Source organism: Clostridium frigoris (assembly GCF_018861865.1).
Taxonomy (GTDB): Bacteria; Bacillota; Clostridia; order Clostridiales; family Clostridiaceae; genus Clostridium_AD; species Clostridium_AD frigoris.
This window is the reverse complement of record NZ_JAHLDV010000010.1, coordinates 40,252-57,232: the sequence shown is the minus strand read 5'-3', so window position 1 is coordinate 57,232 and position 16,981 is coordinate 40,252. Positions and strand designations below refer to the sequence as shown.

General features: G+C 30.1%; 11 protein-coding genes and 1 other annotated feature (1 of these 12 cut by a window edge). Of the genes, 9 read left to right on the top strand and 2 right to left on the bottom strand.

The window, feature by feature from the left end; all coding sequences use genetic code 11:
* Positions 1-3: a binding site (T-box leader), on the top strand (it extends 215 nt beyond the left edge of the window).
* 131 nt (positions 4-134) lie between these two features.
* The 5 genes from ileS to KPL37_RS07100 all read left to right on the top strand — a co-directional run bounded on the left by ileS (position 135) and on the right by KPL37_RS07100 (position 10,447).
* A complete protein-coding gene (gene ileS, locus KPL37_RS07120) occupies positions 135-3,236 on the top strand; it encodes an isoleucine--tRNA ligase (protein WP_216147175.1) in 3,102 nt (1,033 codons plus the stop codon).
* 261 nt (positions 3,237-3,497) lie between these two features.
* Entirely contained in the window at positions 3,498-4,496 is a 999-nt protein-coding gene (locus KPL37_RS07115) for a LacI family DNA-binding transcriptional regulator (RefSeq protein ID WP_216147172.1), read from the top strand.
* 119 nt (positions 4,497-4,615) lie between these two features.
* Positions 4,616-8,695 (top strand): AAA domain-containing protein, encoded by a 4,080-nt coding sequence (locus KPL37_RS07110; RefSeq protein ID WP_216147169.1) that lies wholly within the window; start codon positions 4,616-4,618, stop codon positions 8,693-8,695.
* A gap of 112 nt (positions 8,696-8,807) precedes the next feature.
* Positions 8,808-9,242: a HipA N-terminal domain-containing protein gene (locus KPL37_RS07105; protein ID WP_216147166.1), complete on the top strand. Its 435-nt coding sequence runs from the start codon at positions 8,808-8,810 to the stop codon at positions 9,240-9,242.
* Positions 9,243-9,379: 137 nt separating this feature from the next.
* On the top strand, positions 9,380-10,447 hold the full coding sequence (locus tag KPL37_RS07100) for a mannose-1-phosphate guanylyltransferase (protein ID WP_216147163.1): 1,068 nt from the start codon (positions 9,380-9,382) through the stop codon (positions 10,445-10,447).
* A 126-nt stretch (positions 10,448-10,573) separates the two neighbouring features.
* Here KPL37_RS07100 and KPL37_RS07095 read toward each other — a convergent pair whose 3' ends face one another.
* Both KPL37_RS07095 and KPL37_RS07090 read right to left on the bottom strand, forming a co-directional pair.
* Positions 10,574-11,329: an RloB family protein gene (locus KPL37_RS07095; protein WP_216147160.1), complete on the bottom strand. Its 756-nt coding sequence runs from the start codon at positions 11,327-11,329 to the stop codon at positions 10,574-10,576.
* Positions 11,320-12,576, bottom strand: a complete 1,257-nt coding sequence (locus KPL37_RS07090; RefSeq protein WP_216147157.1) for an AAA family ATPase — start codon at positions 12,574-12,576, stop codon at positions 11,320-11,322. Before KPL37_RS07090 ends, KPL37_RS07095 begins: the two co-directional genes overlap by 10 nt.
* A 304-nt stretch (positions 12,577-12,880) precedes the next feature.
* Between KPL37_RS07090 and KPL37_RS07085 the strand changes: the two genes are divergently transcribed.
* From KPL37_RS07085 to KPL37_RS07070, 4 genes are all read left to right on the top strand, one after another.
* Positions 12,881-13,570, top strand: a complete 690-nt coding sequence (locus KPL37_RS07085) for a Cap15 family cyclic dinucleotide receptor domain-containing protein (RefSeq protein ID WP_216147295.1) — start codon at positions 12,881-12,883, stop codon at positions 13,568-13,570.
* A 312-nt stretch (positions 13,571-13,882) separates the two neighbouring features.
* Entirely contained in the window at positions 13,883-15,403 is a 1,521-nt protein-coding gene (locus KPL37_RS07080; protein ID WP_216147154.1) for a type I restriction-modification system subunit M, read from the top strand.
* Between the two features lie 30 nt (positions 15,404-15,433).
* Complete coding sequence (locus tag KPL37_RS07075; RefSeq protein WP_216147151.1) at positions 15,434-15,694, top strand: hypothetical protein; 261 nt, start codon at positions 15,434-15,436, stop codon at positions 15,692-15,694.
* Between the two features lie 19 nt (positions 15,695-15,713).
* The gene (locus KPL37_RS07070; protein ID WP_216147148.1) at positions 15,714-16,952 is read left to right on the top strand and encodes a restriction endonuclease subunit S; all 1,239 of its coding nucleotides are present in this window, start codon (positions 15,714-15,716) and stop codon (positions 16,950-16,952) included.
* Positions 16,953-16,981: the final 29 nt, after the last annotated feature.

Below are 16,981 nucleotides of genomic sequence, written 5' to 3'. Positions count from 1 at the left end.
TTAAATAGGGGGGAGTTTTTTATATTTAAAATGTAGTTTCAATTAATATCTAATAAAGATAATGAAAATTAAGCTGAGAAGTTTTACATGTCTAATTTGATATTATCAAATAAAATTGAAAAAGGAGTTTTATTATGTATAAAAAAAATGATCCTTCCAAGAGCTTTATGGAAATAGAAAGTGATGTACTTAAGCTTTGGAAAGAAAAAGATATCATTCAAAAGAATTTTGATTTAAATAAGGGTGGAAAGACATTTACTTTCTATGATGGTCCACCAACAGCAAATGGGAAACCACACATAGGTCACGTCTTAACTAGAGTTATGAAGGATTTAATACCAAGATATAAGGTAATGAAAGGATATAATGTTCCAAGAAAAGCTGGATGGGATACTCATGGTTTACCAGTAGAACTTGAAATAGAAAAGAAACTTGGAATTAATGGCAAACCTGGCATAGAAGCATACGGAGTAGAAAAATTCGTTGAAGAATGTAAGGCTAGTGTTTTTAGCTATGTTAATATGTGGAAAGAAATGTCTGAGAGAGTAGGATACTGGGTTGATATGGATAACCCTTATGTAACTTACCATAATGATTATATTGAATCAGTTTGGTGGGCATTAAAACAAATGTGGGATAAAGATCTATTATACAAGGGTCATAAGGTAATGCCTTATTGTCCAAGATGTGGAACTTCATTATCTTCTCATGAAGTAGCTCAAGGATATAAAGATGTAAAAGAAATGTCAGCATATGTAAAATTTAAAGTAAAAGGTGAAGATAAATACATAGTTGTTTGGACTACAACTCCTTGGACTCTTCCAAGCAATGTAGCTCTTGCAGTTAATAAAAAATATGATTATGTTGAAGTAAATCAAGAAGGTGAAACTTTAATACTATCAAGAGATTTATTAGGTAAACTTGAGGGAGAGTATGAAGTAGTACGTGAATTTAAAGGAGAAGATCTACTGGGCCTTGAATATGAGCAAATGTTTGATTTTTATACTCCAAAAGAAAAGGCTTTTTATATAGTTCATGGAGATTTTGTAACTCTTTCTGATGGTACAGGCATAGTTCATATTGCTCCAGCTTATGGTGAAGACGATAACTTGCTTGGTAAGAAATATGATTTGCCACTTATTAACTTAGTCGATGTAGAAGGCAAGTTTGTTGACTGCGTTACTCCATGGAAAGGAATCTTTGTTAAAGATGCAGATGCTAAGATATTAGAGTACTTAAAAGAAAATAATGTTTTATATAAAGCAGAGAAATTCGAACATTCATATCCACACTGTTGGAGATGTGACACACCACTATTATATTATCCAAGAGAAAGCTGGTTTGTAAGAATGTCTTCTATGAGAGACAAACTTATAGAAAATAACAATAAGGTTAATTGGATGCCAGATAACGTTAGATCAGGTAGAATGGGTAAATTCCTTGAAGGTGTTATAGATTGGAGCATAAGTAGAACAAGGTATTGGGGAACTCCACTTCCAATATGGGAATGTGAATGCGGACACCGTGAACTTATAGGAAGCATAGAAGAACTTAACGAAAAAGGAATAGATGTACCGGAGGGAATAGAACTTCATAAACCATATATTGATAAGGTACACTTAAAATGTCCTAAATGCGGAAAAACTATGACTAGGGTAGAAGAAGTTATAGATTGTTGGTTTGATTCAGGATCAATGCCATTTGCGCAACATCATTATCCATTTGAAAACAAAGAAGTATTTGAAGCTAATTTCCCAGCTCAATTTATTTCAGAAGCAGTGGATCAAACAAGAGGATGGTTCTATACATTACTTGCAATATCTACTACTGTATTTGATACAAATCCATTTGAGAATTGTATAGTTCTTGGTCATGTATTAGATAAAAACGGACTTAAAATGTCTAAACATAAGGGCAATGTGTTAAGTCCATTCACGATTCTTGAAAATCAAGGAGCAGATGCTCTTAGATGGTATTTCTATACAGCAAGTGCACCATGGTTACCATCAAGATTTTATGAGGGTGCAGTTATAGATGCACAAAGAAAGTTCATAGGAACCCTTTGGAATGTATATTCATTCTATATTTTGTATGCAGATATAGATAATTTTGACCCAACTAAATACGAAACATTTAAGGCTACTAATATTATGGACAAATGGATGATGTCAAAATTAAATTCATTAGTAAAAGATATAGATGAACACTTAACTAATTACAGAATAACTCAAGGAGCACTTGAGCTAGAAGACTTTATTGAAGAACTTTCTAACTGGTATGTAAGACGTAATAGATCAAGATATTGGGTAGAGTCACTTACAGAGGATAAGATAAGTGCTTATATGACACTATATAGAGTTATTACAACGTTTGCTAAAATATCTGCTCCATTTATACCGTTTATAACAGAAGAGTTATATCAAAATCTAGTAGTTGCATTTGATAAAAATGCTCCTGAGAGTATTCATTTATGTACTTGGCCTGAATATCAAGAAGACCAAGTTAATAAGGATTTAGAAGAAGAAATGGACAAAGCTTATAGGATTGTTAAATTAGGAAGAAGTGCACGAAATGCTGCTAATATAAAGAATAGACAGCCACTTTCGAAGATGCTTGTTAGTTCTAAATCTCTTCCAGAGTATTATGGACATATAGTTAAAGAGGAACTTAATATTAAGGAAGTAGAGCTAGGTGCTGATCTTTCTAAATATGTTAAATTCGAAATTAAACCTAACTTACCAGTGCTTGGTAAACCATATGGTAGATTAATACCTGGTATTAAAAAAGCTATTGGAGCTATGAATCAAATGGAACTTGCTCAAACTATAAATAAAGGTAATATTGTTACTATTAATGTTGCTGGTACGGAAATAGACTTAGATAGTGAAAAATTACTTGTTACAATGCAAGGACTTGAAGGTTACGCTTTTGCTGGCGAAGGCGAAATGGGAGTAGTATTAATTACCCACATAACTGATGAACTTAAAGAAGAAGGTAATGTACGTGAAATCTTAAGTAAAATTCAAAACATGAGAAAAGAAACTGGATTTGAGGTTGCTGATAAGATTATAACTTATGTATCAGGAAATGAAATACTTCAAAAGGTAATTGCTAAGTTTGAAGATCAGATTAAAAAAGATACTTTATCTGCCCAAATTGTATATAACGAAGATAGAGAATACAAGACGGTAAAGATAAATGGTGAGGACTTACAATTAGATTTAGTGAAGTTATAATTAATAATAGTAAAGCAGAGTATGTGGCAATTGTCACATACTCTGCTTTTAATAATGATAAAATCTGGATAATATCTATGAAATGAAGAAATAAATAAGATAACGCCATGATTAAGGAATATATTAACTGGCAATAATAAAAAGTATAGGTTAAAATTATTGTATTGGGACATACTTTAGTGTAAGTTCGTGTTATAGCTTGAAAAGAAAAGTTTTTATAAGTATAATGGTAAGATAAGAAAATAGTGGGAGTTGAGTAATATGGCTGCTTCAATAAAAGATGTCGCAAGAGAAGCGGGAGTTTCTATTGCAACAGTATCTAGAGTACTAAATGATATAGATGTGGTAAATGAAGACACCAAGAAAAAGGTAAAAGATGCAATAAAGAAATTATCATACAGGCCGAATATAGTTGCTAGAAGTTTAAAGACACAAAAATCCAGTACAATAGGAATAATTATACCGGATATATCCAATCAGTTTTATCCCGAAATAGTTAGGGGTTGCGAGGATGTAGCTAATATTTATAATTATAATATTATGCTTTGTAATGCAGATTTAGATGTAGACAAAGAAATGGAATCTTTAAGAATACTTAAAGAGAAAATGATAGATGGAGTTATATATATGAGTAATTCCATAGGAAATAATGTAATAGAATTAATAAAAGAATTAGAAATGCCGGTTGTTCTTGTTGAGACAGCGGATGAACAGGGTATATTCCCTAGTGTTGCTATTGATAATGTAACGGCAGCAGCGGATGCAGTGAAATATTTAGCAAATAAGGGAAATAAAAATATTGCATACGTAGGGACTTCTATAGAAAAAGTAAATGCATTATCTCAAAGATATACAGGCTATACAAAAGGACTTTCAGATATAGGAATAACTCTTAATAAAGATTTAATTTATCTTGGTGGAGTTAAGTCTAGAGACGGGTATACAGGAATTAATGTTATATTAGATACAGGTGCTAAGGTAGACGCTGTATTCTGTGCTAGTGATGAAATTGCTATGGGAGTAATAAATGCATTAAGAGACAAATCTATTAATGTTCCAGAAAAGATAGATGTAATGGGCTTTAATGATATTTATTCTGCATCAACATTTTATCCAAAGCTTACCACAGTTTCTCAACCGATGTATGATATGGGTTCTGTTGGTATGAGAATGCTTATAAAATCTATAAATAATTTAGTAGTTGACGAAAAACATTTTGTATTACCTTATAGAATAGTGGAGAGAGATTCTTGTAAATAAATATAAGTCTTATTAAAACTACTTAAGTTTTAGTAAGACTTTTTACATTATACGCGTTTCAACGTATAAAATACTCCATAATAGAAATGATGAATTAATAAATTGGAGGTAATGAAGAGTTGAATATTAATGATAAAGTAGAAAAAATATTCTCGTATTTACTCAGCATTAAAAATATGAATCAAAAAACTATAAGAAACATAAATGAATATGAAAAAGTATATTGGGAAAAAGAACTCCAAGATATTAGTGGATGTACTTTTAATATTGACGATAATAAGGATTACTGGTTAAGCATAGATGAGAGAGCGCAAGATTTATATAACCAGTTTCAAAAAACGTATTTACAATTAGAAAAAAATAGTGAAGATTTAGAGATAGTTTGGACAAATGGATTACTGAGTTGGGAAAAAGAAGAAAAAGAAATAATTCATCCTGTTTTTACTACTAAAATGGAGATAAAATTTGATTCAAAGAAAAAAAGTTTCACTTTAAAACCATATAATAATCAAACAAATGTGGAACTTGAATTTTTAAATGAATACTTGGAGGTAAACTTAGATAGTTTACTGAAAATCAGAAATAAAGCAAAAGATATGGCGCTGGATGTAAGAAATATTAAAATAGCATCAAAAATATTTGATGAGTTAGCTATGCTTTTGAAATCTTATACAAAGGATGTCTATATTGATGAGCTGAGTAGTGCTTCTGATATATTGACTAAAACTAATATACAATTTTATAATGCCCCTTGCATCATACTTCGAAAGGTTGACACAAGACTTTGGAATATGGAATTAAATGATGTATTATCACAAATAAGAGCTGGGTTCCCTATCCCTAAGACTGTGGAGGCTTTGGTGTCGGAAGAAGAAATAACGCAAGACGCAAAGACTTCTAATGAATGGAGGGAAGTAGGAGAAGATGTATTGTTCCCACTACCTGCTAATGAGGAACAAATGGAAATAACTAAAAAACTTTCTGAAAATTTTGGCGTAGTTATACAGGGACCTCCAGGTACTGGTAAAAGTCACTCTATTGCTAATTTAATATGTCATCTTTTGGCTCATGGTAAAAGGGTATTAGTGACAAGTCAAACAGATAGGGCGCTAAGGGTTTTGTCTAATAAAATACCAGAAGAGGTTAGAGCATTATGCATAAGTATACTAGGAAATGATACTAAATCCCTAGAAGAATTGGATGAGTCTGTTAGAAAAATAACAGAAAGCTTATCTATGGATACTAAAGAGTTGCGTAAAGAAATAAAACTTTTAAAATATAAACACAATAATTGCATTGAGTCGCAGAAACGCTTATACAAAGAGTTAAAGTGCATTGATGATAGAGAGAATGAAAAGATAGAATACGAAAAGCAAAAGTATACACTAATGCATATGGCTAAATGGGTTAAAGATAATGAAGTTAATCATTCATGGATAGTAGACAAGCTTGATTTTAATAAAGAAAACCCTTTAACTTCTGAAAAATTTAAAAGGTTAGTTACATTGTCATCTGTAATTACGAAACAACAAATACATGAAATAGACAACATAGATAAATATATAGCGATACTTCCCAAAGAAGAAGAGTTATGTGATGATATTTCAGAACTAATTAAACTAGGGCAGCAAAAGCATGTTTATGAAGATAATATTAAAGATTTAAATAGTGCAAATTCTATAGATTATGGGAATAGAAGATTACTTAAACTGGTAGATAATGCAATAGAAAAATTTGAAAGATTTGAAAATAACTGGCTAGATAATGTTATGAAAGATTATTACTCTAATAATGAGGCACAAGGTTTGTGGAAACAATTAGTAAATAAAGGCAATGAATATATAAAAAATATAAGTGAATTAAAGCAAGAATTAAACAATCATAAATTAGAGCTACCTTCAGATATTGATATAAACACATTTAAAAATGATTTTGATATTATAGCAAAAACAATCAGCCAAAAAGGTAGATTGGGAGGTCTCTTTAAAATACTTCATGGGAATCTTAAATATATATTCGAGGGCTGCAAGGTAGATTATGAGTGTATAAATACTAGCGAGCAAATAATTGTGGTTGATTTATATATAAAACTGCAGTTAGTAGAAAGAGAACTTAAAAATATTTGGAATAATACAGTAAAAGAATATGGTGGAAAAATTATCGATGATACGAATTTAAATTATATAAGTGTTATCGTAGATGATATTAAGGGGATTTATGAAATTATTAACTGGGACAAAACATTTAAAAATAATATAGTCAATTTTTTGCCTGATAAGAATTTGACCGGCAAGAATTTGACGAGTGATATGTATTGGTATGATAAAGAAACATATATTTATCTAAAAAATGGATTTGAGAGTCTAAAGAACATAAATAGATATAATAAATTAAATCTAAAAATGGAAGAAATAAAGACAACTTTTAATAACAAAGGTTGCCTAGGAAAATTACAAGATGCTATAAATATAAGAAGTTTAAATGCTGTACAAGCTGTTTATATAGAGATTAGGGAGCTAATGCAGACAGCTAATAAGGCTTTAGAATTAAAGGAATTATGTTATAAATTGGAAATGTGTTGCCCTATATTACTTGAAAATATTATAAATGATGAAGATAAAACCATAGAAAATTTAGAGAGTCTAAGTTTTGAAAAGGCATGGAAGTGGAGAAAATGGAATGACTATTTACAAAAATTAGAAGAAGTTGATGTAGAAGCTTTAGAAAAAGATATTGCCCGGGAAAAAAGTAAAGAAAAGCAAATTATAGGAGACCTTGTTTCTAAAAGAAGTTGGTTTAATCAAATAGAGAGGACTACAGAGGCACAGAAGCGAAGTTTATTTACTTGGATGGAAGCTATAAAAAGGATAGGAAAAGGAACGGGTACTCAGGCAGTAAAGTATAGAAAAATTGCACAAAAGGAAATGGATAATTGTAAGGATGTAATTCCTGTGTGGATAATGCCAATAAATAGAGTTATGGAAAATTTGAAGCTCACAGATAATTTATTTGATGTGGTAATTGTAGATGAGAGCAGTCAAAGCGACATATCGGCTATAACCGTTTTGATGAGGGCTAAAAAGGCGATTATTGTAGGGGATGAAAAGCAAATAAGTCCTGAAGCAATTGGGAAAGATCATGCAATTGTCGAAACCCTTATAAATACTTATTTAGAGGATATACCACATGCCCAGTGGTTTGATTTAAAGACAAGTTTATATAATACTGCACTAAGAGTATTTCCAAGTAGGTTATTATTAAAGGAACACTTTAGATGCGTACCGGAGATAATTGGATTTAGTAATGAATTATGCTATTCCAATGAAATAATACCTTTAAGGAGAATAGAAGAAAAAGAAAAAGTTGGACCATTTATAGTAACTACTAAAGTAATAGGTGGATACAAGGACAAAAACAAGGCTTTAAATGTATTAGAGGCAGAGAACGTCGTAGGACAGATATTAAAGTGCTGTAGCGATGAAAGGTATAAGGGCATGACCATGGGAGTAATATCGCTTCTAGGAGACGTCCAAGCTGAACTAATACTAAGTATGTTAGTGGATAAACTTGGGATGGAGGAAATATTAAGTCGAAGGCTTATATGCGGAGATGCATATTCATTTCAGGGTGATGAGAGAGATGTAATGTTCTTGTCTATGGTTATTGCAAATAATGCTAAATTTGCAGCTTTAACTAAAGATTCTGATATAAGGAGATTTAATGTAGCAGCTAGTCGTGCTAGAAATCAAATGTGGTTATTTCACTCAGTGGATTTAGAGGACCTTAATGATAAGTGTGTTAGATATGCTTTATTAAAATACTGTATAGAGCAGAATGAACCAAAGAAAGAAATTAAGGCTGAGAAACATTTATTATTGAATGATTTTGAGGAGAATATAGAAAGACATATAAGAGAAAATGGATTTAAAATTACACCGAAGGTTAAAGTAGGAAAATATATTATAGATTTTGTTGTAGAAACAGATGTGTTGTTGCCAGCAAGCGATGAGAATTATAAGAAAATAGCAGTAAAATGTATTGGAATGACAAGCGATGAAGATTATGATTGGCAAAAACAGTATGAAATGCAGATGTGCCTTGAGAGAGTTGGATGGGAGTTTTATAAAATACGTGCTAGTGAATTTTATAGAAATCCTACCCTAGTTATGGAGAAGTTAGTTAAAAAATTAAAAAATTAGAGTATATAGAAAACAAAGTATTACTTAGTTTTTATATACTAATATTTGTTATATAGTTATCATCATAACAATATAATAATATTATAATTTTTTTAATAAGAGGGTGAAAGGAATGACTTGCAAAGTGGATAGCATAATATATATGATGTGGAAAAATAATGAAGGTAAATCGTTTAAAGTAGGAGAATTAAGTAAAAAAACTGGAAAATATTATTTTAAATATGACACTAATGGTGTGGAAAATGCTAAAGAATATGGGTTTTGTCCATTTCCGTATTTCCCTAAAGTAGATGCAAAGTATTTTAGAGAAGAATTATTTAGAACATTTGCTAAGCGATTACCGGTTCAGGGTAAAAAGGATAAAACATCTATTTTAAAAGAATATGATCTTAAAAAATATGATGACTTCGAATTGTTAAAAAAAATTGGAGATAAAATGCTAAGCGACAACATTGAATTCATTTCGCCTTTTGATGAAGAAAAAACTGTTTTGGATGAAGAACACGACATTCAGGGCGAAGAACATAGTGATCAGGATGAAAAATAAATAAATTAAAGTAAAAAGCGTGTATTATGAAAAAGAAAATTCATAATACACGCTTTTATTTTTAATATTATAAATTGTTCTCACAACATAGGCATGTAATTCATAAAATAAAATGAGTAATAATTTGGGGTGGTATTTTGTTATATGTACTAATTTTAGCAGGTGGAAAAGGAACAAGACTTTACCCTCTATCTCGTGCCCAAAACCCAAAGCAGTTTTTAAATATTATTAATAATAAGAGCTTTTTAAGAAGCACTGTAGATAGAATAAAGTGTTTAGTTAGCAATGAAAATATCTATGTAGTTACTAATGAAGAGTACTTTGATAAAATTTGTGAGGAACTTCCAGAGATTAAAAGAGAAAATATATTTGTTGAACCTAGTAATAAAGAGACCGCTACGTGTATAGGTCTATCTGCTGCAAAACTGTTAAAAGTAGACAAGGAAGCAACTATGATAGTACTGCCTTCTGATCACTATATAGAAAACGAGAAGGAGTTTAAAGAAACAGTACTTCAAGGAGTTGAAATAGCAAATAAAAAACGAGGTTTAGTAACCATAGGAGTACAACCTACAAGGCCAGAGACTGGTTATGGTTATATTGAAATGGGAGATAGGGTAAACGCAGATATGCCTACATTTAGAGTAGAACGATTTTTAGAAAAACCTAACTCAGAAGTAGCAAAGGATTTGCTCATAAAAGGTAATTTTCTTTGGAATAGTGGTATGTTTGTATGGAGAGCAGATGTGTACTTGCGTGAAATGGAAAAGTATTTACCTAAGATGTATAAAAGATTAATGACCATCTATCAATCCTTAGAGACTGATGAGGAAAGCAATGTAATAAAAGAACAGTATAATGAGATAGATGGGATATCAGTTGATTTTGGTATAATGCAGAAAACCAGAAAGGCTTTTGTTATAAAATGTGATTTTGTATGGGATGATATAGGAACGTTTGCAGCTCTTTCAAGATTCCTAAGCAATTTACGAGGTAACAATGTTTTGGGTAATACATTTATGGAAGAGAGCGAAAACTGCTCAGTATTTGGTAAAGACAGGCTTATAATTGGATTTGGAATAAAGGACCTTATAATTGTTGATGCAGGAGATGTAATACTCGTAATGGACAAAAATAAGGATCAGGAGATTAAGCATTTAGTTAATGAACTTAAAGAGAGTAAAGAAACGGAGAAATATATATAAAATATTTTAATAAGCTCCACTTGGGTATTCTGACCTAGGTGGGGCTTTTTGTGATAATTTAATTCCAAAATATGAAATAGAAACTGTGTTACCTCAAATGGGTAATAGTAGGTAAATAACTTAATATTATGGCTGCATTAAATTAAGCTGTTCAATGTATTCTACAAGTTCCCATACATTTGTATAGGGATTACTTTCAATAATATCTTTTACATTCAACAGAGAAGAACTTTTCTTAAAATCCATCAATATTTTTCCGAGACTTTCGTAATGAGCTTTAAGTTTAACTGAATTTTTAATTGCTTCTGCTGTTTTATCATGAAGAAGGCTATTGATACATTTGTTTTTTTCATAATCTTTAAGAGGTGTTTCTTTTACAAGTTTATTTTTTACGGCATTATAATTTTTAAGGTTGGCAGTTGTATAAATATAATGAAGTAAATACCAAATCTCAAAGCAAGGATTTGAGATACCTAAATTAATAACTTTTTTTCTTTGTTTTTCATAGTTTTTTGCTTTTTTATAGGCCTTTTCTATTTCTTCTACCCGCTGATTTATAGTATCTGGATTCTTATAGTTTAAATCTACATCAATTAGACACCAAACACTGTCACCATCGTCGCAGGTTATGTCATATTTATGATCCATATAATCAATTGCTTTATCTACCAGGTGAGAAGGATCTGTTTTTCTACTTTTATTTTTACCAGCAGAATTTTTATCTGCAACTTTTATATCGACATTAACATATTTAAGGTTAAACTCTTTAAAATAATTAACTTCTGTATCCTTCCCTTCAGATATTATTAAAATAGTAGGTTTAACTCTACGTTTTCGTCTTTTATCTCTTGATAATTCTCCAATATTTCTTTTTACTCCCATAGACAATCGCCTTTCATATTAGGAATTGCGCCATATTTACCTTGTAAATAGCCTTTCTCGATGGCCGCATCTTTTCTTACCGTAAAGTCATCTAAGGAATATAAATCAGTACTATTATCTTCTTTTTTTTCTGTAAACCATATTTGGTCCCTTCTAAAAAGATCTTGATCAAGAAGATTTGTATCATGAGTTGAAAAAATAAGTTGAGCATTGTTTTTATTAATCTCAGGATTTTGAAAAAGTTCAACTAAAAATCTTGTTAAATGAGGATGAAGTCTTATATCAAGTTCATCTACAATAAGAGTGTGACCTTGTTCTAAAACAGTAACCCAAGGTCCTAAGATTCCAAAAAGCTTTCGTGTTCCATCAGATTCTTCTGCTAAATCGAATTCTATTAATTCCTCGGAATTATTAATTTTGTGTGCTGTACTAACGCTTAAAAGCTTATTATCATTACTGCTTAAAATCTTTGATTTTGCATCTTCGGTTAAATATTTTAACAGAGGATTATCTTTCTTATTTAATTCAATTTCTGTAAAGGTGATGTCTTCGATATCTTTTACAACATTCTTAATTAGATATTTAACTTTTTTATTAATGATTTCATTTTCTTTCATCATATCAGCAGTGATTTCTTCTAATCTCTCATGGGAGATTATAATTTGTAAATTATTATTTATCCACTCAAATGGAATTTGAGCAAGTTTATAGTCCCATAAACTTGCAGTAGATAGAAATAACTTATTTGGAGAATGAAATTTATTTTTTATTTGAGTTTGTAGTTCTATATCATTTGTAAATTTATATTGATCTGTATTTTCTCTTTCAAAAATTATACTTTGCCTGCCCTTTGGATAGTAGTAAAGATATTCATCAACAACTTTATCTTTAGTAACTGAAAAGCCATATAAATATTTTATACCCTCTGTTTTAAAAATGATTTCAAAACTACTAGGCTTGTCAAGGCAGGCTCTATCAAGTCTAAATGGTTTTACAGATATTTTTTTACCACTTTGCATTTCATGAGAACTGTTTAAAAAATTAGCTAAAAATCCTATAGCACGTAATACAGTTGTTTTTCCAGAAGCATTTGCTCCATATATTACAGCTGTATTTAAAATATTTATACCTTTGTCTGCGTTTTTTATAAGATTATTTTTGTGTGATGTATCTTTTGATGCCACCATAGTTAAAGTTACCCTGTCTTTTATAGACAGAAAATTTTCTACACTGAATTCCATTAACATAATTAATTCCTCCAATAATCTATAATCATTTGTTACATAGTAAGTTCTATATATAATACTACGTTTAAATATAGTATACCCATATATATGTGAAAAATCCACAAAAAATTACGATTAATCATTAAAATAACAGAATTTATTTTAAATATGTAGACAAACAATTTCGATGGTGATATGGTAAATATATAAATAAATATATAAAATATAGTTTTATATATTTAATATTTGTGACAAATAAGCAAATATACGTGTTTGAATAATAAAACATGGCATTTAAAGGAGATATTTTATTTTTTAATGTTGTATAAAATCAAATAAATGCGTAAATAACCATCCAAAAGTAAAATTTATTTTTTACTTAGTAATTATTTCAGGTATTGTTGCTTCAGCAATAAACAAAATCATAGAATATTTACTTAATCAAAAATTTCATTTAGATGTGAAATTCATACTTTCTACAGCTATAGTATTCTTGGTGGTTTACTTCATATTTTCAAAATGGGTATGGAAAAATAGAATATTTGGGGAAATTTTTAAATTTCCTAATTTAAATGGTAAATATGAAATTGAGGGATTATCATTAAAAAATCCAACAGGGGTTGAAATACCTTGGACGGGCTTTTTAACTATAGAGCAAGATTGGAATGAAATATTGATTGTCTTAAACACTAGCACATCAAGTTCTACTTCTTTAAGTGTTCAAGGCAGTATTGAACACATTCCTAGAAATGGATATCAGCTAAGTTATAATTATAAAAATAAACCTGGCATTAGTGAAGGCTACCTCCGTTCCCATGAGGGATTTTGTAAAATAATGTTTACTGAAAATATTTTATTTGGAAGTGCTGAATATTATAACAATGGTAAGGAACGGCCATCATATGAAAAAATGAAATTAAGGAGGTGTACTAATGATAAAAAAACATATAGTGAAAGACTTAAATCAATGAAAGAAAGAAGAACAGATATTGATTTTATAATACAAATAAATTAATATAATCACTATGAGACTAAGCAATTAGTTAATGAACTTAAAGGAAGCAGTGAAACTGAGAAATATATATAAAATATTTATAATAAACTCCACTTGGGTGTTATGCCTTAGATGGAGTTTTTTTAGGTAGCAGTTACGAGACGGTTAAAGAGGGTTGTATTTTAATAATAAATTTGTGATTAATAATAATCATTTTTATAACAAATAATTCACAATAGACAAAGAAATTCGAAAATGTGGTAAACTAAAACGAATAGATTATTAAAATAAAACATTAAAATAATGGATATTGATTGACGAGGAGATAGAATTATGGAGAAATTGACATTACAAAATTTAGAGGGCGTATTGTGGTCCTGTGCAGATATTTTAAGAGGCGAATTATCGGCAGCGGAATATAAAGATTACATATTTGGATTGCTATTTTTGAAGAGATTAAATGATGAATTTGATGAAGAAAGAGGACATAGATATAAGGAATTTGTTGAGCAGGGAATGGTTACGGAAGAAGTAGAGATGCTGTTAAACGATAGCGCTATATATGAAACTTTTTATGTGCCTGAAACTGCAAGATGGGCTAGGTTGAAGAATTTGAATTTAAATGTGGGACCAGAACTTGATAAGGCTTTTAAAGCATTAGAAGATGAACCTAAAAATGCAGAGCTTATTGGAGTCCTTACTACAGCTAATTATAATGATAAAGAAAGGGTTCCTGACAAGAAGCTTTCACAACTACTATTGGTACTTGATACTATTAACCTTGCAAACTCTAATCTTGCATCAGAGGATATATTGGGGGATGCTTACCAATATTTAATAAAACAATTTGCAGATGAAGGTGGAAAAAAGGGTGGAGAATTTTATACCCCAACAGAAATAGTAAGAATAATGGTAAATGTGTTAAAACCACAAGAAGGCGAGAGAATTTACGACCCTACAGCTGGGTCAGGCGGAATGCTCATTCAATCATTACAATATATTAAGAATCAAGGTGGAAATTATAAGAACATATCTTTGTTTGGACAAGAAATTAACCTTTCTACTTGGGCTATTTGCAAGATGAATATGTTGTTTCATGGAGCAAAGGGTGCAGACATTCAAAAAGGAGATACGATAAGGGAACCTAAACATACAGAGGGAGGAGTTTTGAAGACCTATGATAAAGTTTTAGCAAATCCTCCTTTTTCGTTAAGCAACTGGGGTTTGGAAGAAGCAAGTGCTGACCAGTTTCATAGATTTCCATATGGAATACCACCAAAATCATATGGAGATTTAGCTTTTGTTTGCCATATGATAGCAAGTTTAAATGTAAGAGGTAAAATGGCTTCGGTAGTCCCTCATGGAGTATTGTTTAGAGGTGGGTCAGAAGGGAAAATAAGAGAAGGTTTTCTTAAAGATGATTTAGTTGAAGCTGTAATTGGACTTCCACAAAATATATTTTATGGTACTAGTATTCCTGCGGCTATACTCGTGATAAATAAGAATAAACAAGAAGATAGAAGAAATAAGGTTTTATTTATAGATGGAAGTAACAACTTTGTTAAGGACGGAAATAAGAATAAAGTGCGAGATGAAGATATAAACAAAATAGTTACAGCTTTCGATGAATATATAGATGTAGAAAAATATGCAAATGTAGTAGATATAGAAGCTATAAAGGAAAACGGTTATAACCTTAACATTAGTAGATACGTTGATACAAGTGAAGAAGAGGAAGAGATAGATATTAAAGCGGTTATCGAGGAAATTAATGAGTTAGGAATTAAGGAAAAAGAGATTGGATTAAGGCTGAATGGGTATTTAAAAGAATTGGGATTTGAGGAAATAGAATAAAATTAATAATGTAGGTTTTTATGGAGACAGATGAAGGGAATTAGTATGGGTAGGATGATATATGATTCTTTAATAAATGGATTTTTATTGATATTTAAGATATTATGGTCAACAACTGAATTTAAATCTGCGGTAATTGGAGTTCCAGTATCAATAATAACATTTAGAATTGTTGGTGAAGTTTTTAGATATGGTAGAGCAAATGATATATGGTTCGGAAGCATAGGCGGGAAAATACTTTATTATTTAATTAATACTTTACTTATTTGGTTAGTTTTGAAAATTACATAAAATTGAGGTGTCAGAGATAGTGAATAAGGTTAAAGAAGGATATAAGATGACGGAGTTAGGGGAGATACCAGAAAATTGGGAAGTAGCTAAGTTAGGAGGAATATCAGAAATTACTATGGGTCAATCACCAATAGGAAGCTCTTATAATAGCATTGGAGAAGGAATAGCATTATTAAATGGACCAACAGAATTTACAAGTAAGTATCCAATTGCAAAACAATGGACTATAAAGCCTACAAAGTTATGTTCAAACAAAGATATATTGTTTTGTGTAAGAGGAAGTTCAACAGGTAGGATGAATATAGCAGATGATAAATATTGTATTGGCAGGGGGTTAGCCTCAATTAGAGGAAAAGAAAAATATTCACAAACTGATTTCATTTATCAAACAATGATTTTTAATATTGATTCAATTTTGAGCTTTTGTGAAGGGTCTACATTTCCTAATATAAGTGGAGATAATTTAAAAAACTTAATAATAGCAATGCCATCGTTAAAAGAGCAACAAAAAATATTTTCAATACTATTATCAGTAGACGAAAAAATAGAAAACACTGATAAACTTATAGAAAAAACAAAGGAACTTAAAAAAGGGCTTATGCAGAGGATTCTTACAAAAGGAATTGGACATGATAAATTTAAGGATACGGAGATTGGTAGGATACCAGAGGCATGGGAAGTTAGAAGATTAGGTACACTTTTTACAATTAATAATAAATCTATAAATCCATATGAACACAATGCCTTATTTCTACATTATAGCATTCCAGCCTTTGATGAAACAGGAAATCCAGTTCTGCAAAATGGTGAAGAAATTAGAAGTAATAAATTTGTTATTGAAAAAGATTCTATATTAGTTTCTAAGCTTAATCCAAGAAAAAAAAGAGTATGGAAGGTAAATTACATTTGCGGGAAGATACAAATTTGTTCAACTGAGTTTATAAATTATAATGCAATTAGTAAGGAAAAAATATACATAGATTTTTATTTCCAATATTTTTTTTCAGATATTTTTCAGAATGAATTATTATTAAGAGAAAAAGGTACTACAGGAAGCCGAAAAAGGGTTAGTCCAAGTGAAACAAAAGATATTTATGTTGTTTTACCATCGTATAAAGAGCAAGTTGAAATATCTAATTTTTTATCAACATTAGATTTAAAGTTAAAACAATATAAAACTAAAAAAGAAAAGCTTCAAGAACTTAAAAAAGGACTTATGCAGAATCTTTTGACAGGGAAGATTAGGGTTAAGGTCTAATGAAAAATTGGATATGAGATAATAAATTA